This is a genomic window from Blastococcus sp. TF02A-26, from assembly GCF_003319125.1.
Classification (GTDB): Bacteria; Actinomycetota; Actinomycetes; order Mycobacteriales; family Geodermatophilaceae; genus Trujillonella.
This window is the reverse complement of record NZ_QOHG01000001.1, coordinates 126,540-146,640: the sequence shown is the minus strand read 5'-3', so window position 1 is coordinate 146,640 and position 20,101 is coordinate 126,540. Positions and strand designations below refer to the sequence as shown.

Here is a 20,101-nt window from a genome sequence, read left to right as displayed (position 1 = left end):
GGACGGGCGGGTACCGTTCATGTCAGTTCCCCACTCGTGTGCTGGCTGCGCGCCCCCGAGTGGCGACGGGACCGATCGAGCACCCGAAGGGAGTCGCGGCGTGTCGTCGGCGGTGCACGGACAGAACGCCTCGTCCACCTCCTTCGTGCACGACGCGCTCCTCTACGACGACGCCGGTCAGCTGGCCGAGTCGGCGGGGGCGTTCCTCGCCGAGGGGCTCGGTGCAGACGAGGCAGCCGTCGTCGCCGCCGGCTCCTGGGCCACCGGCGTCATCCGGGACGCCGTGGGCGACGACCCGCGCCTGCACGTCGTCGACCGGGCCGACGCCTACCGGTCCCGCACGCCGGTGGCCATCGCCGCGTTCCGCCAGCTCGCCGACCGGTACGTCGGCGAGGGCGTGACCCGGGTCCGGGTGGTGGGTGAGGTCGACTTCGGCAGCACCGAGCAGGACCGCGTCGAATGGCAGCGCTACGAGGCGGTGATCAACCACGCCCTCGCGCCGTGGCCGCTCTGGGGCCTGTGCGTCTTCGACACGCAGCGCCTGCCGGAGCCGGTGCTCGAGGCCGCCCGGCGGACGCATCCGACGCTCGTCACGGCGGGCCGCCGGGTCGCGAACGAGGAGTTCGTGGACCCCGCCTCGTACCTGCGCGGGCTCAGCGCGCCGCACGAGGCACTGGAGCAGGCCCCGCCTCAGCTCGCCGTGCGAGGGGTCACCGACTTCATCGGCCTGCGGCACGCCGTCGCCGGCGAGCTCGCGACGACGCCGGGCCCACGCGACGTCGTCGAGGACTTCACCCTCGCGGTGGACGAGATGACCTCCAACGCCGTCCGGCACGGGAGCCCTCCGGTCGACCTGCTGCTGTGGGTGTCGAGCGGGAAGCTGGTCTGTCGCATCACCGACCACGGCTCGGGCATCGACGACCCGTTCGCCGGCTACGGACCCGCACACGGCGACGACCTGTCGCGCGGCGGCATGGGGCTCTGGCTCGCCCGCCAGCTCTGCGACCACGTCGACGTCTCCCACGACGGCGGACGGACGTCGGTGCGGCTGATCGCCCACCTGCGCTGACCACGGCCGGGGCCCGTCCCGTCGGTTCCGCCGGCACGGTCGTCAGGCGGCCTTACGCTGAGGCGCCGCGCTCGACCTGTGGAGCGCGACCGATCCGTAGCGCGCCGTCCGCGACCAGGCGGACGTCGGCGACGGCGGGCCGGGGGACGACGAGGACGCGCTGATGGATGACCCGGGCCCGACGCACCGCGGGGACGGGGCAGCGCCGGTGGACCCGCGGCGGCAGGAAGTGCAGGAGATCGCCACCGTCCTGCGCGCCGAGCCGGCGATGTCCGCAGCCGGGATCGGCACCTTCGACTAAGACCGGGTGACCGGCGTGCTCGACTGGGACGAACGTAGTCCCCGCAACCCAGATCGGCACGTGTCTCATGACGCACTTTCATCGGAGAAGTAGTTCGTGAACCCCACGCTCGACGGACCGCGTGGTCCTCGCACGTTCTTCATCCGGAACACGTACGTCGACGCCCGCGAACGGCTCCTCACCTTCCTGCAAGCGCAGCGAAGGATCGAGATTCACGCCCGAGTCAGGGGTGGGACCATCACGACGACCACGGACCGCGTTGTCGCCGCGACCTACTCCGCATACGCGGAGACGGAGGGACGACGGCTGGTGAGTCAGACGCTCGGCGTTGCGGCGGACGAGGAAGTACGCCGACGCAGGGACTTGCTTGACTCACTGGAGATCCACCGCGAGGACGAGTTCTCACTGGACTTGGGCGACCCAACCCAGACGCTGGACTGCATCTCCGTCTCGGCCTTGCCCGACGTTGCATACACAGAACTCGCTGACGACCTCTTGACTGGTGGCCTTGTTGTGGCCGCCGCCAGTTGGGTCCACTATGCGGAGTTGCCACGTCTGTACCTCTGGGATCGACTGCCTTTGACGGCGGTCCTGTCGTCAGGCGTCCTCCTCACATCCGTAGAGGACGGGCCAGAAGGATTCGGCGAGGACGAGAACGGGCGGATCTTCGTGATCCCGGCCAGCTCACCGACTGCTCACGACCCGACGCGGGGACAGTTCTACGAGTTCGGCGACATCATCGCCGAAAAGCGATTCTCCGGTGTCCCCCTGCCGGCCGACCTACCCGCTGCCCGCCGCCGCGACCTGTCGCCTTCTCACGATCGCCAGTTGTCACCGGTTCAGACCGCTTTGGCCGCCCTGGGCACCACGAAGACCCGCAGGATCAGTCCGCGCGACGATCAGTCCCGGGCGGGTTGGACTCGGTTGCCACCCACTGCCCTTCAATTTCCTAGCTTCGATCGCGTCGTGGAGAAGGTCCGCACGTACTGCCTGGACCCCGGCCAGGCTGACCAGAAGTGGAGCGGCTTCGCTTCGGCCGGATACTTGTTGGGGCGGACTGGTGACGCTGAGTTGCTGTCTCATCTCCTGTGCGGCGCGCTACTCGGCCCCTTCGAGCCACGTGACACCCGCGTGACAGCGGACGGCGCCGTCCAATTCGGCGTCAATGTCCTGCTTCCCCGTCGAGACCGTGGCTACGCCACCGCCACCACCGCCTGGTTCGCCAAGGAGGATCAGCCGCTGAGCCTCGGGACGGCTTTCGTCTCCTCCGTGACCGGAAGTTGCGCGAAAGGGCCAACGCTCACATCTGCAGCCATGGACGGCGACTGGAGGGCGTTGCTGCACGAGGTCACGCATCTCTCCTTGGGCTACGGGCGTTCCATCCAAGACAGCCCGATGTCGGCGAAAGGTCACCTCGTCATCTCGCATGGAGATCCGACGTCGCGCTCGTTCGCCTTATGGGCGCGGCGGAATACCTCCTTCACGACCAGCGCCCGGGTCGCCGGACGGCCTGTCACCTTGCTCGTACTTCCAGTGGGCATCCTCGGTGAATCACTTGTCCACGGGGTCTACGTGATGGCCGTAACCCTGCTGGGACTCGCCGGAGTGAAGGCCAGAGCGGTGGTTGTGCTGGATTGACGGGAGGCTGCGCGTGCGACGCGTACCCTCGAGCGGCATCGAGAGGCCGCAGACTCAACGACGCGGGGACGCCGACAGGCCGGGGCGCCCGAGGACGTCGGACGAGCCGATGCAGGTGCAGCCCGGCCGAGCGGAGCAGCCCGCCGCTGACGGATGATCCCGGGGTGACGGGGATCGAGGAGCTGCTCCGGCTCGAGCGCACCGGCGAGACGACGTTCCGAGCGGCAGGGCACGGCCGGACGGGCGCGGACCGGGCGTTCGGCGGCGCGGCGATCGCCCAGTCCCTGATGGCGGCGGCCCGGACGGTCGACCCCGACCGGGTGGTCCACTCGCTGCACGCGTACTTCCTGCGCGGGGCCGAGGCGACCGCGCCGACCACGTTCCGGGTCGAGCCGATCCGCGACGGCGGCAGCTACACGACGCGCAGCGTGACCACCGAGCAGGGGCACGGCGTGGTGCTGCGGCTGACCGCCTCGTTCTCCGTCCCCGAGGACGGCATGGAACACCAGGTGGCCGAGCTCGACGCGCCCTCCCCCGAGGACTCCCCGGGAACGGCGGAGGCGGGGGCCGCGGCCGACGGCGCGGTCCGCAACTGGTTCGAGACCGTCTCCCGCCGGCACCCCTTCGAGATCAGGTTCGCCAGCGAGCTGCCGCGGCTGGCCGCCGGGCGCGGCGAGAGCGCCCCGCCGCGGCAGCGCCTGTGGCTGCGCGCCCGCGACCCCCTCCCGGACGACGACCTCGTGCACGCCTGCGCGCTGGCCTACGCCTCGGACATCCTGATGCTCTCGACCACCCTGGCGCCACACGCGACGATGATCGGCGCCCCCGGCGTCTCGGCCGCGAGCCTCGACCACGCCGTGTGGTTCCACGGGCCCGTCCGGGCCGACCGGTGGTTCTTCTACGACCAGGAGAGCCCGTGGGCCGCGGGCGGCCGGGGGCTCGGCCAGGGGCGCCTGTTCGACCGGGCCGGCCGGCTGGTCGCCACCGTCGTCCAGGAGGGCATGATCCGGCGCCGACCGGTGCGCAGCTGAGCTCGACCACACCGGCCGGGACCTGCCCGGACACGGTCCCCTGCTGGGGTCAACATCGCCCGCGGGACGCCGATGGTGGAGATGACCGTGTGGTGCACGATCCGCTTGCCGACCAGGCGACGGGCGACGCCCCCCGACTCCTCCGAGAGGTGACGCGTGCGCCGTCGGCCTGCCACTACAACGAAGCCCGTGGTGCAGATGCCCCGCGACGTCGAGGCCGTGGAGAAGGTGATCGCAGCCCTGGACGGCGTCCGTGACGCCGTGACGGCGCACCGGACGAAGGTCGCCACGATGGTCGAGGAGCTCGGCCTGGGCTACGGCGCCATCTGGCTCCCCACCGACGACGGCTCGTTCGCGCTGGCGGGCGAGTTCGGTCCCCTGGCTCCGCGCATGAGCGCCTCGCCGGCGGCCCGTGTCGACCGGCTGCGGGCGGGCGAGGGCTTCGCCGGCGACGCGCTCCGGACACGGCACGTGGTCCTCGTGGACGCCGAGAGCGACACCCGGCGCTGCCTGCGCTGGCAGGCCGCCTGGGCGGCCGGGGCGAAGGAGGGTGTCCTCATCCCCTCCGTCGAGGGCAACCGGATCGTCGCCCTGTCGGAGTACTACAACGACGGGCCGGTGCCCTACGGCGGGAACCGCCGCGAGAAGTGGGAGGCGCTCGGGCGGCTGCTCTCACACGCCCGCGCCGCCGCCCTCGACAAGGCGGCGCTGCACGAGACCCTGAGCGACCGCGCCGCGGTCACCACCGTCGTCACCGAGATCGGCACGGCCGCGAACGCGGACGCAGCCCTGCGCGTCGCCCTGGACACCGTGCGGACCGCCTTCGGCTGGGCCTACGGCTCGTACTGGGCCCTCGACGAGGAGTCCCAGCTGCTCCGGTTCAGCCAGGAGTCGGGCTCGGCCGGCGAGGAGTTCCGCCGGGTGACCCTCGCGGCGTCCTTCGCGGAGGGCGTCGGGCTGTCGGGGCGGGCGTGGCGGTCGCGGGACCTGTTCTTCGTCCGCGACATCGGGGAGATGACCGACTGCGTCCGCGCACCGGCGGCCCAGCGCGCGGGCGTGCGCTCCGGGGTCTGCTTCCCGCTCATCGTCGGTGGTCGCGTGGTCGGGACCATGGACTTCTTCGTCACCGAGACGATCCAGCTGTCGGAGTCGCGCGCCGCCGCGCTGCGCAACGTGCAGCAGCTGGTCTCCCAGCGCCTGGACGTCCTGCGCCGCACCGAGGGTTCTGCCGAGAGCGCCCGCGAGCTGCTCGACACCGTCTCCCGTCTGCGGACCGCCGCCGGTGAGGCCGGCCGCGTCGCGGAGCTCGCCGTGGGCCAGGCCTCGAGCATGCGCACCGAGGTGGACGCCCTCGCCCAGGCGTCCAACGCGATCGGCGAGGTCATCCGCATCATCTCCGGCATCGCCGAGCAGACGAACCTGCTCGCCCTCAACGCCACCATCGAGGCCGCCCGGGCCGGCGAGCTGGGCAAGGGGTTCGCCGTCGTCGCCAGCGAGGTGAAGGACCTCGCCCGCGAGACGGCCAGCGCCACGAAGCGCGTCGCGGACCAGATCGCGGCCATCCAGTCGACCAGCGGCAGCGTCACCCAGGGCATCAGCGCGACCAGCGACATCATCGGACAGCTGGACGCGGTCCAGGCCCGCATCGTCGAGGTGCTCGACGAGCAGGCCGGGATGGCGACGGCCTTCCAGGAGATGTCCACCTGACCGGGCGGGTCCTGCGCTGCGGGCGGCGGCGGCTGGTGAACAGGTCGGTCCCCGGCCTGCTCCGCCTGCGTCCGTGGCGCCCCGAGGCGTGCTCGGCCCCGTCTCCCGGCCCGGCATGGCCCTGCCGGTGACCTAGGCTCCCGCCGGACATCTCAGCGAGGGAGTGACGTGACGACCGACGACTTCGAGGGCCGGGTGGCCGTCATCACCGGCGCCGGACGCGGCCTGGGGCGCAGCTACGCCCTGGCCCTGGCGGCGCGCGGTGCGAAGGTCGTCGTGAACGACCCGGGCTCCTCGGTGGACGGCGGCGCGAGCACCGAGGACGCGGCGGGCAGCGTCGTGGCCGAGATCCGGGCCGCCGGCGGCGAGGCGATCGCCGACCGCGCCAGCGTCACCGACCCCGCCGGGGTGCAGGCGATGGTCGACGCGACGCTCGAGGCGTTCGGCCGCGTGGACATCCTGATCAACAACGCGGGGATCCTGCGGGACCGGTCGTTCCACAAGGTGGACCTCGACGACGTGCTCGCGGTGCTCGACGTCCACCTCACCGGGACGCTGCGGTGCACGCACGCCGTCTGGCCGCTGATGCGCGACCAGGGCTACGGCCGGGTCCTCTTCACGTCCTCGCAGAACGGCACGTACGGCAACTTCGGCCAGGCCGGCTACGCGACCGCCAAGGCCGCGGTGCTCGGGCTGATGAAGGTGCTGGCGATCGAGGGCGCCTCGAAGGGCGTCCACACCAACACGATCGTGCCGGTCGCCCGCTCGCGCATGACCGAGGGGACGATCATCGGCGACCAGCAGGACGCCGAGAGCCTGCCGCCGGAGTCGGTCACCGCTGGCGTCCTGTACCTCGTCGGCGAGGACGCGCCCAACGGCGTGATCCTCAACGCCGGCGGCGGCGCCTTCTCCACCACCGAGCTCCCCGAGACCCGCGGCGTCTTCCTCGGCCGGGACGCGCAGCCGGAGGACGTCCGGGCGCACTGGGACGAGATCCGCGCCGGCGGCTACGTCGACGTCCTGGAGAACGGCCCGGCCCAGTTCACGAAGTTCCTGGGCATGGCCCGCGGCGAGGCGTGACGTCGGAGGGCGGTGCGGCCGGGCACTGGGCGCCGGGCGCGCACTTCGGCCTCGAGGTCCCCAGCGACGCCGCGACGCTGCTCGCCGACGGCCCGGGCTTCCTCACCCGCGCGTTCCGCGCCGCCGGTTCCCTCGGCCCGGAGGGCAGCGTCCGCCGCGTCGTCGCCGCGCGGGAGTTCGAGGGCGGCGGGACCGGGAAGAAGCTGCTGCTGACGGTGGAGTACGACCGGCCCCCGGCCGGGCTGCCGGAGGAGCTGTTCGTCAAGTTCTCCCGCAACCACGACGACGAGCTGCGCGACAGCGGCCGGTTCCAGATGGTCTCCGAGGTGGCGTTCGCGGTCCTCTCCCGGGCGCCGGACTTCCCCGTCCCCGTGCCGACGATGGTGTTCGCCGACGTGGACCCGCAGACCTCGACCGGGCTCCTGGTCACCGCGTGCGTCCCCTATGGCCGCGACGGGGTCGAGCCGCACCACCCCAAGTGCCTCGACCACGAGATCCCGGACCAGGCCGGCCACTACGAGGCCATCCTCCGGGGCCTGGCCCGGCTCTCCGGCGCCCACCGCGCCGGCCGGCTGTCCCCCGAGTTCGACCGGGTCTTCCCCTACGACCGGACGCGGGCCGCGGCCGGGTTCGGCCGCCGGGTGCCGGAGGAGAAGGTCGTGCAGTGGGCGACCCGGCTGTTCGCCTTCGCCGACCGGTACCCGCAGCTGTTCCCGGCGCACGCCCGGGACGCCGCGTTCCGGGAGCGGTTCCTGGCCGACGTCCCCGTGGTCCTGGCCGCGACCGACCGGATCGGCGAGATCCTGCACGGCGACCCCGATCTGATCGCGTTCGCGCACTGGAACGCCAACATCGACAACTGCTGGTTCCGGCGGGGGGCCGACGGCCGGCTCGAGGCCGGCTTCCTGGACTGGGCGAACGCCGGGCAGCTCAGCGTCGCCCAGTCGGTCAGCGGCGCGCTCAGCTGCGCCGAGGTGCCCCTCTGGGAGGAACACCTCGACCGGCTGCTGACGGTGTTCGTCGAGGAGTACGCGGCCGCCGGCGGACCGGCGGTCGACCTCGACACGTTGCGGTTGCACGTCCTGCTCATCGCCGCCTCCGGGCTGCCCCACTCGCTGGGCGCCCCGGTCGCGGTGCCGCGGGAGGTCGCCGACCTCGACGAGGTGGAGAGCTCCCGCGACCCGCGCCTCAGCCGGCACGAGAACGCCCGCATCCAGCTGCACATGGCCGTCAAGACGCTGAGCCTGTGGGAGTCCCTGCGGCTGGGCGACCTCGTGCGCTCGCTCTAGCCGGCCGCGGTGAACGCCGTGCGGGCCACGGCGAGCATGCCCTCGCGCTCGGACTCCAGCAGGTGGCCGTCCTCGACGGCGGCGTCGAGCGCGGCCGAGTACTCGGCCAGGTAGCCCTCCACGTCGCCGTAGCGCTCCGCGAGCTCCGCGGCGGTGAACGGCTGCCAGCCGCCGAAGTTGCCGCAGATGCTCGTGATGCCGGCGACCTCCACGGGCGGCAGCGAGACCGGCGTCGGGCGGCCCAGCGGCGCCTCGGCGTCCGGGAACCGCACGCCGCCGACCGGCTGCAGGGTGTCCTCGTCGACCGCGGGCACCTGCAGGTCGACACCGGGCAGGCCGTTGAACGACTCCGGCGAGCTGGCCGGCGCGTCCTGCAGCTCGAACTGGGCCGGCTCGGGCAGCTCGCCGTCCCCGGCCACGACCTCGCCCACACCGACGACGAGCGTGCGCAGGAACGGGCCGTAGTCCACCGGGTTCAGCGGCACCTGCACGCCGCCGTTGCAGCCGAAGCCGCCGGCGTCCGCGGCGCCGAACACCAGGCCCGGCCCGGCGACGGTCGACGCGTGCGGCGCCGGCCAGTCGTAGCGGACGACGCCCTCGGGGAGCGCGTCCCCGGCGGTGACGCTGGCCCGCAGCCGGTAGTAGTCGGTGTAGGCGGCGACGTCGACGAACAGCGGGTCGGTGTCGGGCCGGGTGAGCATCTCCTCGTAGGTCAGCGGCTCGCCGTCCGGGAGCGCGTAGGGCGTCTGCGCCGCGCCGTCGGCGAGCTGGTTGATCGCCAGCCAGTTGCCGGTGCCGTCGAGCGCGATCGCCGCGTCGTACACCCCGCCCTCAGGGCCGGCGTTGAAGCCCTCGGCGACGAAGGTGTCGACGAACCATCCGGCCTGGCTGACACCGGCGAGGATCGACCCGCCGAACTCGGGGACGTCCGCGGCGCCGTCCGGGCGGTCGGCCGAGCCCTCCAGGAGGCGGCCGAAGTCGCGGACGATCACCTCGCCCACGCCCTGGGCGTCCTCCGGCACGCCGGCGGCGATGCCGGTCTGCCACTGCACCCGCGCGTAGGAGAGCCCGCCGGTGGCCAGGGCGCCGTCCCCCAGGTCGGCCGGGCCGGCCTGCGCCGGCTGCAGGGCGCGGAGGAACAGCGCGAGCCCGCGGTTCTCGGCCTCCACGAGGACGACGCCGTCGTCGGCGGGCGTCTCGGGGGTGACCACCTCGAAGGTGGCGGTGTAGGCGTAGCGGCCGTCGGCGTCCGCCGGCTGCGCGTCGAGGCCGGCGACCTCCTCGTCCGGGTCGACGACGCCGGTCAGCGTGCCCGAGATCCGGCGCCACTGCTCCCCGCCGACGGTGACCGGCGCGACCGTCGCCTCGACACCGGTGATCGCCGAGTCGAGCTCCGGTGCCGCGCTCGGGCTGGTGCTGCTCGCGGCGGCCGGCTCCTCGTCGGGGTCCGAGGTGCAGGCCGCGGTGGCGAGCAGCGCGAGGCCGACGGTGCCGGCGGCGGTGCGGCGGGACAGCGGGGACATCGAGGGCGTTCCTCTCGTCGTCGGGAGGAGACCGGGCGGGCTCGGAACGATTGAGCCACAGCGGGGAGTCGGACGCGGAGCCGGGCCCGCCGGGCGCAGCTGGTAGAACCGCCGCATGACGACCGGAGCGCCCGTGCTCCTCGTCCTCGACCTCGTGGGCGTCTTCGCCTTCGCGCTCAACGGCGCGCTGACCGCGCTGCGGGTCGCCCGGCTCGACGTCGTCGGCGTGGTGACCCTCGGCATGATCACCGCGCTCGGCGGCGGCGTGATCCGCGACGTCCTCCTCGGTGACCTCCCGCCCGCGACGTTCCGGGACTGGCGCTACCTCGCCGTCGCCGCCGCGGGAGGCTGCATCGCCGCCGTCGCCGGCCGGCACCTCGAGCGGCTCACGCGGCCGATCACCGTGCTCGACGCCGCGGGACTGGGCCTGTTCGCCGTCACCGGCGCGGGCAAGGCGCTCGACCTGGGCCTGGGCCCGGCGCAGGCCGCCATCCTCGGCACGGTCACCGGCGTGGGCGGCGGCACGCTGCGCGACGTCCTGGTCCGGCAGGTGCCCTCGGTGCTCAGCAGCGGGCTCTACGCCATCCCCGCCCTGGTCGCCGCCACCGTGACCGCGGTCGTGGTCGAGCTGGACGTCGAGAGCGTGGGGACGGCGATCGGGGCGGCGGTGCTCTGCTTCCTCATCCGGATGGCCGGCGTCCGCTACGACCTGCACGCCCCGCGGCCGCGCCCGGCACCGGGCTGGACGCCGGACGACGGCTGAGCCACCACCTCGGGCCGCGCCTTCAGGCCGCCGCGTCGGGGTGGCCGGGGTAGGAGTCCTTGAACACCCCGGCGTGCAGCAGCGTCGTGGCGACGAGCTCCCCGGTCGCGGCGTCGACGATGCGGGTCGAGGTCCAGTAGGACTCCGTGCGCCGGCTCTCCCCCAGCGCCTCCAGCCGGTGCTCCAGCAGGTAGTCGTGCTCGGCGAACACCGGCCCGGCGACCAGCTGCACCTCCAGGTCGAGGAACAGGCCGGTCGAGGGAGAGCGCACCGGCCAGGGCGACGGGCGCTGGTGCGCCAGCACGCTCAGCATCTCGATCGGCACGATCGCGCGGCCCCACGGCGAGCCCGCCGCACCCTCGTCGGTGTACCAGGGGTGCGGCTCGGTGATCCGGGCGAGCTTCTCGTCGAGGGAGAAGGGGTACAGCGGGCCGTGGCCTCCGCTGCGCCGGATGCGGACGGGCTCCGGCTCGGCGTGGACGGCGCCGACCTCCAGCCGGTCGAGGACGTACAGCCGGCCGGTGTCGCCGGCCCGCGCCAGGCGGCGGCGCACCTCGGTGTCCTCGCCGGCCGGGCCGACCGTCGCCGTCCCGGTGAGCACCGGGGCGCCGTCGTCGCGGGTGGCGGAGACGGTGCCGGTGCGCCCGTCGGTGGTGAGCGTTGCCTGCACCTGCTGGCCCTCGACGACCATCGTCCGGAAGTGCGCGCTGACGCAGCCGGAGGTGAACCACCGCTCGCCCCACACCGCGGCGGCCAGCGGGTCGATCTGGCTGAGGTGCGTCGGCCCCTCGATGGGGGCGCCGGCCAGCCCCAGCGCCCCGGCGGTGGCCGGGTCGTGCACGCTCCGCTCCCCCGCGCGCACCTCCTGCTCGACCAGCATCTGGGCCGGCGAGCGCCACGGCCCGGTGATCGTCAACTCGGTGTCGAACAGCACGTGGTCAGACCTCCAGGAGCCCCTCGGTGGACGAGGTGGACCGTACCGGCGGCCGATCCGGGGACGTCGTGACCGCGGCAGCCCGCCGCCGGTCCACGAGGAGGCAGCACACCGCCAGGGCCGCCAGCCCCGCCACCACCCACCACGGGGAGCCGATCACGGCCTCCTCGGCACCGGCCAGCGGGTCGGCGAGGACGCCGAGGCGGTCCAGCGCCCAGCCGGTGGCGGCGACGAGCGCCACCGCCGCGCCGGTCAGCCGCACCGCCGGGTAGGCCCGCGTGCGGGACAGCAGGTACAGCGAGGGGAAGACCAGGGCCACGGTGACCAGCTGGGCGAGTTCGACGCCGACGTTGAACGCCAGCAGCGAGAGCACGGAGGCCGAGCCGTCCAGCCCGAGGTCGGCCAGGATGCCGGCGAAAGCGAGGCCGTGGACCAGGCCGAAGGCGCCGGCGATGAGCACCTCGCCGGAACCGGCCAGCGGGCGCACGGCGTGCACCGCCGCGACGCCCACGGAGACGGCGATCAGCACCTCCACCGGCGCGCTCGGCGCGCTGACCAAGCCCAGCGCGGAGGCGATCAGGGTCAGCGAGTGGCCGGCGGTGAAGGCGGTGACGACGGCCAGTACCCGCCGCAGCGTCGGGACGACGCCGTCGCGGCGGCGCCACCGCCCGGCCACCACCGCGACCGGCGCGACCAGGAGCAGGGTGAGCAGGAACAGCAGGTGGTCCGCGCCCTCGAGCACGTGGTGCAGGCCCAGCCCCACCATGTCCAGCACCCCGGTGCCCGCACTATCGCCGATCCGCAGGCTGTCGTCCGCGGCGGTGAGGACACCGGCGGTGGAGATGTCGCCGGCCGCGTCGGTGAGGACGACGACCGCCTCGTGCGACGGGTCGGCCTCGATCACGCCGTCGTAGGAGAGCGTGAAGCTCGACGGGTCGGCGCCTGCCGGGTCCAGCGACACATCAACGCTCAGGGAGTCGATGCCCTCGACGGTCGCGCGGGTGACCTCGGTGTGGGTCTCGGCCCACACCGACCCGTCGGTCCCGGTGACCGTCAGGTGCTCTCCGACGTAGGCGGCCACCGCGTCGGCGGTGTCGGCCGTGGTCCCCAGCTCGGTGCCGAGCGCGGCCTCGAGCGTGTCGACCGCGATGCTGATCGTGGTGTCGACGGAGTCCTCGCCGACGCGGACCGACAGCGTGCTGCTGTCCAGGCTGTGCGCGCCGGCGGCGGACGGGGTGAGCAGGACCAGCCCACCTGCCAGAGCGGCGCCGGCGGCGAGGGTGCGGCGTCGGAGGAGTCGCATGGACCGGAGCCTGGGGACCGGACCTGGGAGGTCGCTGGATGCCGGCTGGGAGCTGCCCCTCACGATGCGCGATCGCGAGGTGTCACAGCGTCTCCACAGCGGGCGTCCAGCTCCGGCGCGGAACGGACCCGGAACGTGGCTCCCGACCGACTCACCCCGATCGAGATGAGCCAGCCGTGAAGCTCCGCACGACCCTCGCCGCCGTCCTCCTGACCGCCGTCGTCCCGATCGCCGCCGCGTGCGGCACGACCGCCGAGGCCGCCTCGACCACGACCAGCACGAGCAGCGGCACGACCGACACCGGGACCGCCACCGTCGAGGACACCGCGCCGCAGGGCGGCCCGGCGGGCGGCATGGGCGGTGGCCCCGGCGCCGTCGACGTCTCCTCGGTCACCACCGAGGAGCAGCTCGTCGAGCTCATCCAGGAGGCCTACGGCGACGCCGGGCTCGACCTGCACCGCGGCCACCAGCCGGTGCAGGACGTCCTCGACGAGGTGCTGACCATCAGCCACGACGAGCTGCACGTCCGGATGGACGCCGGGCAGAACCTGGCCGCCGTCGCCGAGGACCTGGGCGTCGACCCGCAGACGCTGGTGGACGCGCTCGTCGAGTCCTGGAGTCCGGCGATCGACACCCTGCTCGCCGCCGGCACCATCACCGAGGACGAGGCCGAGCAGTACCGCGCCGCCCTGGAGGAGGCCTTCACCTTCCGCGTCACCTGGGACGGCGAGGAGGCCACGCCCACCTTCGCCGGCCTCGACGCCTGACCGGCGCCGCCGGGGATGCGGAGTCGCTCGAGTGCGGAAAGCGCACTCGAGCGACTCCGCTGTCAGCGGACGGTGAGCAGGACCTTGCCCTGGGCTCGGCGCTCGTCGAGCTCCTCGAGCGCCGCGGTCGCCTCCTCCAGCGGGAACTGCGCGCCGAGCACCGGGTCCAGCTTCCCGGCCTCGAGCAGCGGCAGCAGGTCGGCCCACTGCTCCTGCAGGTACTCCACGCCCCGGCGCATCCAGTACGCGCCCCAGCCGACGCCGACGACGGAGATGTTGTTCAGCAGCAGCCGGTTGACCCGGACCGTGGGGATCTCCCCGCCGGTGAAGCCGATGACCAGGAGCTTCCCCTCCACGGCGAGGCTGCGCAGCGAGTCGGTGAACCGGTCGCCACCCACCGGGTCGACGACGAGGTCGACGCCGCGGCCGCCGGTGAGCTCCTTGACCCGGTCGAGGAAGTTGTCGGCGAGGACGACGTCGGAGGCGCCGGCGGCGCGGGCCGTCTCGCCCTTGGCCTCCGACGACACCACGGCGATGACACGGGCGCCCAGCGCCGCGGCCAGCTGCACCGCCGCCGTCCCGATGCCACCGGCGGCGCCGTGCACCAGGACCGTCTGCCCCTCCCGGAGCTCGCCCCGCTGCACGAGCCCGAAGTGCACCGTCAGGTAGTTCATCGGGAGCGCGGCACCCTGGGCGAAGCTCAGCCGGTCCGGCAGCGGGAACACCATGCGCGGGTCGGTCGCGACGACCTCGGCGTAGCCGGCGGAGCCGGGGAAGGCGGCCACCCGGTCCCCCTCGCGCACGGCGGCGCCCTCCGGCGCGTACCGGACCACCCCGGCGACCTCGGACCCCGGCACGAACGGCAGCGGCGGCTTGATCTGGTACTGCCCGCGGCTCTGCAGCACCTCCGGGAAGGTGACGCCGGCCGAGTGCACGTCGATCACGACCTGGTCCCCGCCGACGGCGGGCTCGTCGACCTCGACGACGCGCAGCGCGCCGGGTCCGTCGAGGGTCTGGATCTGGACTGCGCGCACGTGGACTCCTCGAGCTCGATCGCCGGTGGTGCCCTGTGTCTACCCGAGAGCCGGAGCCGCGTCGTCCGCGCCTACCCTCGCGCCGGACCCCGAACCGGGACGGGTCCGGACGGAACGGAGCATCCATGACCAGCGGCGTCGTCCTGATCACCGGCGCCAGCTCGGGCCTCGGTGCCGAGATGGCCCGCCAGTTCGCCGCCCTCGGGTACGACCTGGCGCTCTGCGCGCGGCGCACCGAGCGGCTCGACGCGCTGGCCGAGGAGATCCGCCGCACCTCCGGACGGCGGGTCGAGACCGCCGCCCTGGACGTGACCGACGCCGACGCCGTCCCCGCGGTGTTCACCCGGTTCGCCGACTCCTTCGGCACCCTCGACCGGGTCGTGGTCAACGCCGGCCTGGGCAAGGGCGCCCCGCTGGGCACCGGCCGCGCCGACGCCAACCGCGAGACCGCGATGACCAACTTCGTCGGCGCCCTGGCCCAGTGCGAGGCCGCGGTCGAGGTCTTCCGCCGCCAGGGCCGCGGCCACCTCGTGGTGATCTCCTCGATCTCCGCCCTGCGCGGGATGCGGAAGTCGATGACCACCTACGCCGCGACCAAGGCCGGTGTCGCCGCGCTGGCCGAGGGGCTGCGCTCCGAGCGCATCCCCGGCCTCGACGTCTCCGTCGTGTACCCCGGGTACATCCGCTCGGAGATGAACGAGCACGTGCAGCAGAAGACCCGCTTCATGGTCGACACCCCCACCGGGGTGCGGGCCGTGGTCGCGGCGATCGAGGCCCGCCGGGTGAAGGCCTACGTCCCCGCCTGGCCGTGGGCACCGATCGCGCGGCTCATGCGGGTGCTCCCGCTGTCGGTCGTCCGGAAGCTGACGTGAGCTCCGACGGCTCGCGCCCCGTCCGCACCGAGGACGCCTTCGACGTCCCCGCGATGGCCGCGTGGCTGGCCGCGCACGCCGACGCCGAGCGCGCCGGGATCGACCTCACCGCGGTCCCCGAGGTCCGGCAGTTCTCCGGTGGCGTCTCCAACCTGACCTACCTGCTGCGCTACCCGGACGGCGACCTGATCCTGCGCCGCCCACCGAAGGGGACCCACCGCGGCAGCGCGCACGACGTGGCGCGCGAGCACCGCGTCCAGGAGGCGCTGGGCCGGGTCCTCCCCTCCGTCCCGCGGACCGTGGCGCTCTGCGAGGACACCGCGGTGATCGGCACGCCGTTCTACGTGATGCGCCGGATCGAGGGGCCGATCCCGCGCAAGGAGCTGCCGCGCGGCGTGGAGCTCGACCGCGAGCAGGTCGCCGCGCTGTGCCGCAACGTCGTCGACCTGCTGGCCGACCTGCACGCGGTCGACGTGGACGCCGCCGGCCTGGCCGGGCTCGACCGGGGGCCGGGCTACGTGCGCCGGCAGGTCGAGGGCTGGTCCGAGCGCTACCGGCGGGCCCGCACCTGGAACGTCGGCCGCTTCGAGGGCGTGATGCGCTGGCTGGCCGAGAACCAGCCCGCCGACCGGCCGCACACGCTGGTGCACAACGACTTCCGGTTCGACAACGTCGTCCTGGACCCGGCCGACCCCACCCGCCCGATCGGGCTGCTCGACTGGGAGCTGGCCACCGTCGGCGACCCGCTGATGGACCTCGCCAGCTCGCTGGGCTACTGGGTGCAGGCCGACGACGGCCGGCTCATGCAGGCGTTCCGCCGCCAGCCCACCCACCTGCCCGGGATGATGACCCGCGAGGAGGTCGTCGCCCACTACGGCGAGCGGACCGGCCGGCGGGTCACCTCCGCGGAGTGGGCCTGGTACGAGGTGTTCGGGCTCTTCCGGGTCGCCGTGATCGCCCAGCAGGTCTACGCGCGGTACATGGCGGGGCAGACGACCAACAGGCAGTTCCGGCTGTTCGGCGTCGCCGTCGTGGCGCTCGAGCTGCGCTGCCGCCGGATCATCGCCCGCACCCGCCGGATGTCGCCGGAGCGGGCCGCCGCGCCGGTCGGCCGGACCGGGACCGTTGGATAACCTCCGGCCATGACGGCGCCTCCTGGCTCGACCGGCCGCGACGCCCGTCTCGCCCCGCTGATCACCACCCTGATGGCCCTCTACGCGCGGCCCGAGGGCAACTGGCTGTCCGTCGCGTCGCTGATCTCGCTCATGGCCGACATCGGCGCCGAGCCCCAGGCGGTCCGGTCGTCGATCTCCCGGCTGAAGCGCCGCGGCGTCGTCCTGAGCGAGCGCTCCCGGGGCGCGGCCGGATACACCCTCGCCCCGGAGACGCTGGAGGTCCTGGCCGAGGGTGACGTCCGGATCTTCGAGCGTCGCCGCGCGCGGGCCGAGGACGGCTGGCTCCTGGTGGTGTTCTCGGTGCCCGAGTCCGAGCGGGACAAGCGGCACGCGCTGCGGACCAGCCTCACCCGGCTGGGCCTCGGCACGGCCGCGCCCGGGGTGTGGGTGGCGCCGGGCAACCTGGAGGCCGAGGCACGCCACACCCTGGAGCGCCGGCACCTGACCGGGTACGTCGACATGTTCCGCGGCGAGTACCTCGCCTTCGGCGACCCCCGGGACAAGGTGCGCGCGTGGTGGCCGCTCGACGAGCTGACCGGGCTCTACGCCGAGTTCCTCGACCGCTACCGGCCCGTCCTCGACCGCGCCTCGTCGGGCACCGATCCGCGGGAGGCGTTCGCGACCTACGTGCCGATGCTGACCCACTGGCGCCGGCTGCCCTACCGCGACCCGGGGCTGCCGCTGTCGGTGCTCCCCGCGGAGTGGGCCGGGGAGGCCGCGGGGGCGCTGTTCGACGAGCTCGACCAGGTGCTCGGCCCGCTGGCGCACGAGCACGCCATGGCGGTCGTCCACGGGGACGACCGCTCCGCCACGGCCTAGTCCGTCAGCGCCGCTCGCCACGCGTCCGGCCACGGCGCGGACCGGCCCGCGGTGTCCGGCGAGTACACGACCACGACCCGGCCGGACGCCGCCCGGCCACCCGGGCGGTCACCGACGGCCTCCCCCGTCACCGTGAAGGTGAACGTCGCCGAGCTCGTCCCGAGTCGCTCGAGGACGAGCTCGCAGGACACCGGCTGGTCGAACCAGAGCCGGCCGGCGAAGTCGATCTCGGTGCGCACCCGCGGGGTGACGCCGAACCAGTCCGTGATCCCCCGCTCCCGCACCAGCAGCGCCTCGGCCGCCTCGACGAGCCGGATGACCGTGCTGTTGTGGTAGTGCCCGCTGGCGTCGGTGTCCGACCAGCCGATCCGGGTCCGGTACGTGACCGAGGTCGGGGCGGTGCCCTCCGGGGTGCTCACGCGACCGGGGTCCGGGCCCGGTCCGGCGTCCAGCGCAGGTGCACCGGCCCGGGATCCTCGTCCCGGAGCAGCGCCAGCCGCGGCGGGACCTTGTCCGTGCGCGAGGTGGGGGGCTTGCGCCGGCCGGCCCGGAAGGGGTCGGGCCACGGCGCCCCCTCGCCGTCGTAGTCCTGCTCGGCGGCCGCGTGCAGCGTCCACTGCGGGTCGTAGAGGTGCGTGCGGCCCAGCGCGCAGAGGTCGGCGCGGCCGGCCAGCAGGATCGAGTTGACGTCGTCGTGGCTGGATATGGCGCCGACGGCGATGACCTTCACCCCGGCCGGCGCGGCCACCAGCTGGCGGATCCGGTCGGCGAACGGCGTCTGGTAGGACCGCCCGAAGAGCGGCTTCTCGTCCTTGGCGATCTGCCCGGAGGAGACGTCGATGGCGGCCGCGCCGTGCTCCACGAAGGCCCGGGCGATCTCCACCGCGTCGTGCTCGGTGTTGCCGTCGGGCAGCCAGTCGCTGGCCGAGATGCGGACGGTGACCGGGATCGAGTCCGGGACGACGGCGCGGACGGCGTCGAAGACCTCGAGCGGGAACCGCAGCCGGTTCTCCAGCGGGCCGCCGTACTCGTCGGTCCGCCGGTTGGAGACCGGGGAGAGGAACGACGACAGCAGGTACCCGTGCGCCGCGTGCACCTCGATGAGGTCGAAGCCGGCGGCGACCCCGCGCTCGGCGGCCGCGACGAAGTCGGCCACCACCTTGTCGAGGTCCTCGCGGGTGGCGCCGCGCGGCATGTGGCAGCCCTCGCCGTAGGCCAGCTCCGAGGGGCCGATGACCTCCCAGTTGTCCTCCGGCAGCGGCTCGTCGATGCCCTCCCACATCAGCCGGGTCGAGCCCTTCCGGCCCGAGTGCCCGAGCTGGAGCCCGATCTTCGACGCGCTGCGCTCGTGCACGAAGTCGGTGATCCGGCGGTAGGCGTCGCGCTGTTCGTCGGTCCACAGGCCCGTGCAGCCGGGGGTGATCCGGCCCTCCGGCGAGACGCAGACCATCTCGGTCATCACCAGACCCGCGCCGCCCAGAGCCTTGGAGCCCAGGTGCACGAGGTGGAAGTCGTTCGGGACGCCGTCCACCGCGCTGTACATGTCCATCGGCGACAGGATGACCCGGTTGCGCAGCCGGAGCGGGCCGATGTCCACCGGCTGGAACATCGCCGGTGCGACCTCGGGCGAGCCGGTGGCCGCGGCGTAGTCGGCCTCGATGCGGGCGGCGAAGTCGGCGTCGCGCTCCTCGAGGTTGGCGAAGGTGATCCGCCGTGACCGGGTCAGCAGGTTGAAGCAGAACTGCGCCGGGTCCTGCCCGCTGTACATGCCGATGTTCTCGAACCACTCGAGCGAGGCCTGCGCCGCGCGCTGGGTCGACTCGACGACCGGCTTGCGCTCCAGCTGGTAGGCCTCCAGGGCGGCGTCCACCGTCGGGTGCTCGTGCAGGCACGCGGCCAGCGCCAGCGCGTCCTCCATCGCCAGCTTGGTGCCCGAGCCGATGGAGAAGTGCGCGGTGTGCGCGGCGTCGCCGAGCAGGACGACGTTGCCGGAGTGCCAGCACTCGTTGCGGACGGTCACGAAGTCCAGCCACTTGGAGTTGTTGGTCAGCACCCGGTGGCCGGCCAGCTCGTCGGCGAAGATCTCGGCGATCCGGGCGACGGCGTACTCGTCGGAGACGCCCGGCGGGAAGGTCTCGTGCTCGGTGGCGTCGAAGCCGGCGCGGCGCCACACGTCGGCGTGCATCTCGACGATGAACGTCGAGGCGCCGTCGGAGTAGGGGTAGCCGTGGATCTGCATGGTCCCCCACTCCGTCTGCTTGACGACGAACTGGAAGGCCTCGAACACCAGGTCGGTGCCCAGCCAGATGTACTTGTTGTGCCGGCGGTCCAGCGTCGGGCGGAAGACGTCGGCGTACCGGGTGCGGATCCGGGAGTTCAGGCCGTCGGCGGCCACGACGAGGTCGTGCGTGGCGCGCAGCTCCTCCACGTCGGGGGCCTCGGTGCGGTAGTGGACGGTGACGCCGAGGTCGGCCACCCGCTGCTGCATGAGGTGCAGCAGGTCCTTGCGGCCCATGGCGGCGAAGCCCTGCCCGCCGACGGTGAAGGCCGTGCCGTCGACGTCGATGTCGATGTCGGTCCACCGGGCGAAGCGGCGGGCCATCTGCTCGTGGATCACCATGTCGGCGCCCTCGATGGCCCCGAGCGTCTCGTCGGAGAAGACGACGCCGAAGCCGAAGGTGTCGTCGGGGGCGTTGCGCTCCCAGACGGTGACCTCGTGCCGCGGGTCCAGCTGCTTCATCAGGGCGGCGAGGTACAGGCCGCCCGGCCCGCCTCCGGCGATCGCGATCCTCACGG

Annotated in this window: 18 protein-coding genes; 12 read left to right on the top strand and 6 right to left on the bottom strand. The window is 73.5% G+C overall.

Annotated features, from left to right (window positions below):
• Positions 1-100: 100 nt before the first annotated feature.
• From DQ240_RS00760 to DQ240_RS00735, 7 genes are all read left to right on the top strand, one after another.
• The gene (locus DQ240_RS00760) at positions 101-1,069 is read left to right on the top strand and encodes a sensor histidine kinase (protein WP_233498380.1); all 969 of its coding nucleotides are present in this window, start codon (positions 101-103) and stop codon (positions 1,067-1,069) included.
• Positions 1,070-1,232: 163 nt separating this feature from the next.
• Positions 1,233-1,370, top strand: a complete 138-nt coding sequence (locus tag DQ240_RS23180; RefSeq protein ID WP_158548470.1) for a hypothetical protein — start codon at positions 1,233-1,235, stop codon at positions 1,368-1,370.
• A gap of 96 nt (positions 1,371-1,466) precedes the next feature.
• Positions 1,467-3,008 (top strand): hypothetical protein, encoded by a 1,542-nt coding sequence (locus DQ240_RS00755; protein WP_113837728.1) that lies wholly within the window; start codon positions 1,467-1,469, stop codon positions 3,006-3,008.
• 164 nt (positions 3,009-3,172) lie between these two features.
• Positions 3,173-4,039 (top strand): acyl-CoA thioesterase II, encoded by an 867-nt coding sequence (locus tag DQ240_RS00750; protein ID WP_113837727.1) that lies wholly within the window; start codon positions 3,173-3,175, stop codon positions 4,037-4,039.
• Between the two features lie 198 nt (positions 4,040-4,237).
• On the top strand, positions 4,238-5,746 hold the full coding sequence (locus DQ240_RS00745; RefSeq protein ID WP_113837965.1) for a methyl-accepting chemotaxis protein: 1,509 nt from the start codon (positions 4,238-4,240) through the stop codon (positions 5,744-5,746).
• A gap of 168 nt (positions 5,747-5,914) precedes the next feature.
• On the top strand, positions 5,915-6,826 hold the full coding sequence (locus DQ240_RS00740; RefSeq protein ID WP_113837726.1) for an SDR family NAD(P)-dependent oxidoreductase: 912 nt from the start codon (positions 5,915-5,917) through the stop codon (positions 6,824-6,826).
• Positions 6,823-8,115, top strand: coding sequence for a hypothetical protein (locus DQ240_RS00735; protein WP_113837725.1), 1,293 nt, complete (start codon positions 6,823-6,825; stop codon positions 8,113-8,115). Before DQ240_RS00740 ends, DQ240_RS00735 begins: the two co-directional genes overlap by 4 nt.
• On the opposite strand, the gene DQ240_RS00730 is transcribed toward DQ240_RS00735, so the two are convergent.
• Positions 8,112-9,638, bottom strand: a complete 1,527-nt coding sequence (locus DQ240_RS00730; protein WP_158548468.1) for an alpha/beta hydrolase domain-containing protein — start codon at positions 9,636-9,638, stop codon at positions 8,112-8,114. The genes DQ240_RS00735 and DQ240_RS00730 overlap by 4 nt on opposite strands.
• Positions 9,639-9,753: 115 nt before the next feature.
• Here DQ240_RS00730 and DQ240_RS00720 point away from each other — a divergent pair, with 115 nt between their 5' ends.
• On the top strand, positions 9,754-10,401 hold the full coding sequence (locus DQ240_RS00720) for a trimeric intracellular cation channel family protein (protein WP_113837722.1): 648 nt from the start codon (positions 9,754-9,756) through the stop codon (positions 10,399-10,401).
• A gap of 22 nt (positions 10,402-10,423) precedes the next feature.
• On the opposite strand, the gene DQ240_RS00715 is transcribed toward DQ240_RS00720, so the two are convergent.
• Both DQ240_RS00715 and DQ240_RS00710 read right to left on the bottom strand, forming a co-directional pair.
• Positions 10,424-11,335 (bottom strand): hypothetical protein, encoded by a 912-nt coding sequence (locus tag DQ240_RS00715; protein WP_113837721.1) that lies wholly within the window; start codon positions 11,333-11,335, stop codon positions 10,424-10,426.
• 4 nt (positions 11,336-11,339) lie between these two features.
• Positions 11,340-12,638, bottom strand: a complete 1,299-nt coding sequence (locus tag DQ240_RS00710) for a HupE/UreJ family protein (RefSeq protein ID WP_113837720.1) — start codon at positions 12,636-12,638, stop codon at positions 11,340-11,342.
• Positions 12,639-12,814: 176 nt separating this feature from the next.
• Here DQ240_RS00710 and DQ240_RS00705 point away from each other — a divergent pair, with 176 nt between their 5' ends.
• A complete protein-coding gene (locus DQ240_RS00705; RefSeq protein ID WP_113837719.1) occupies positions 12,815-13,405 on the top strand; it encodes a hypothetical protein in 591 nt (196 codons plus the stop codon).
• A 62-nt stretch (positions 13,406-13,467) separates the two neighbouring features.
• Here DQ240_RS00705 and DQ240_RS00700 read toward each other — a convergent pair whose 3' ends face one another.
• Complete coding sequence (locus DQ240_RS00700; protein ID WP_113837718.1) at positions 13,468-14,439, bottom strand: NADPH:quinone oxidoreductase family protein; 972 nt, start codon at positions 14,437-14,439, stop codon at positions 13,468-13,470.
• 125 nt (positions 14,440-14,564) lie between these two features.
• On the opposite strand from DQ240_RS00700, the gene DQ240_RS00695 reads away from it, so the two are divergent.
• The 3 genes from DQ240_RS00695 to DQ240_RS00685 are packed head-to-tail and all read left to right on the top strand — an operon-like array spanning position 14,565 to position 17,305.
• Complete coding sequence (locus DQ240_RS00695) at positions 14,565-15,311, top strand: SDR family oxidoreductase (protein WP_113837717.1); 747 nt, start codon at positions 14,565-14,567, stop codon at positions 15,309-15,311.
• Positions 15,308-16,444 (top strand): phosphotransferase family protein, encoded by a 1,137-nt coding sequence (locus tag DQ240_RS00690; protein ID WP_199588957.1) that lies wholly within the window; start codon positions 15,308-15,310, stop codon positions 16,442-16,444. Before DQ240_RS00695 ends, DQ240_RS00690 begins: the two co-directional genes overlap by 4 nt.
• A gap of 9 nt (positions 16,445-16,453) precedes the next feature.
• On the top strand, positions 16,454-17,305 hold the full coding sequence (locus tag DQ240_RS00685) for a PaaX family transcriptional regulator C-terminal domain-containing protein (protein WP_113837716.1): 852 nt from the start codon (positions 16,454-16,456) through the stop codon (positions 17,303-17,305).
• On the opposite strand, the gene DQ240_RS00680 is transcribed toward DQ240_RS00685, so the two are convergent.
• Together DQ240_RS00680 and DQ240_RS00675 are read right to left on the bottom strand one after the other, a co-directional pair.
• Positions 17,302-17,724, bottom strand: a complete 423-nt coding sequence (locus tag DQ240_RS00680; protein WP_199588956.1) for a thioesterase family protein — start codon at positions 17,722-17,724, stop codon at positions 17,302-17,304. The two genes, DQ240_RS00685 and DQ240_RS00680, sit on opposite strands and share 4 nt — an antisense overlap.
• Entirely contained in the window at positions 17,721-20,099 is a 2,379-nt protein-coding gene (locus tag DQ240_RS00675; protein ID WP_113837715.1) for a bifunctional salicylyl-CoA 5-hydroxylase/oxidoreductase, read from the bottom strand. Before DQ240_RS00675 ends, DQ240_RS00680 begins: the two co-directional genes overlap by 4 nt.
• Positions 20,100-20,101 lie beyond the last annotated feature (2 nt).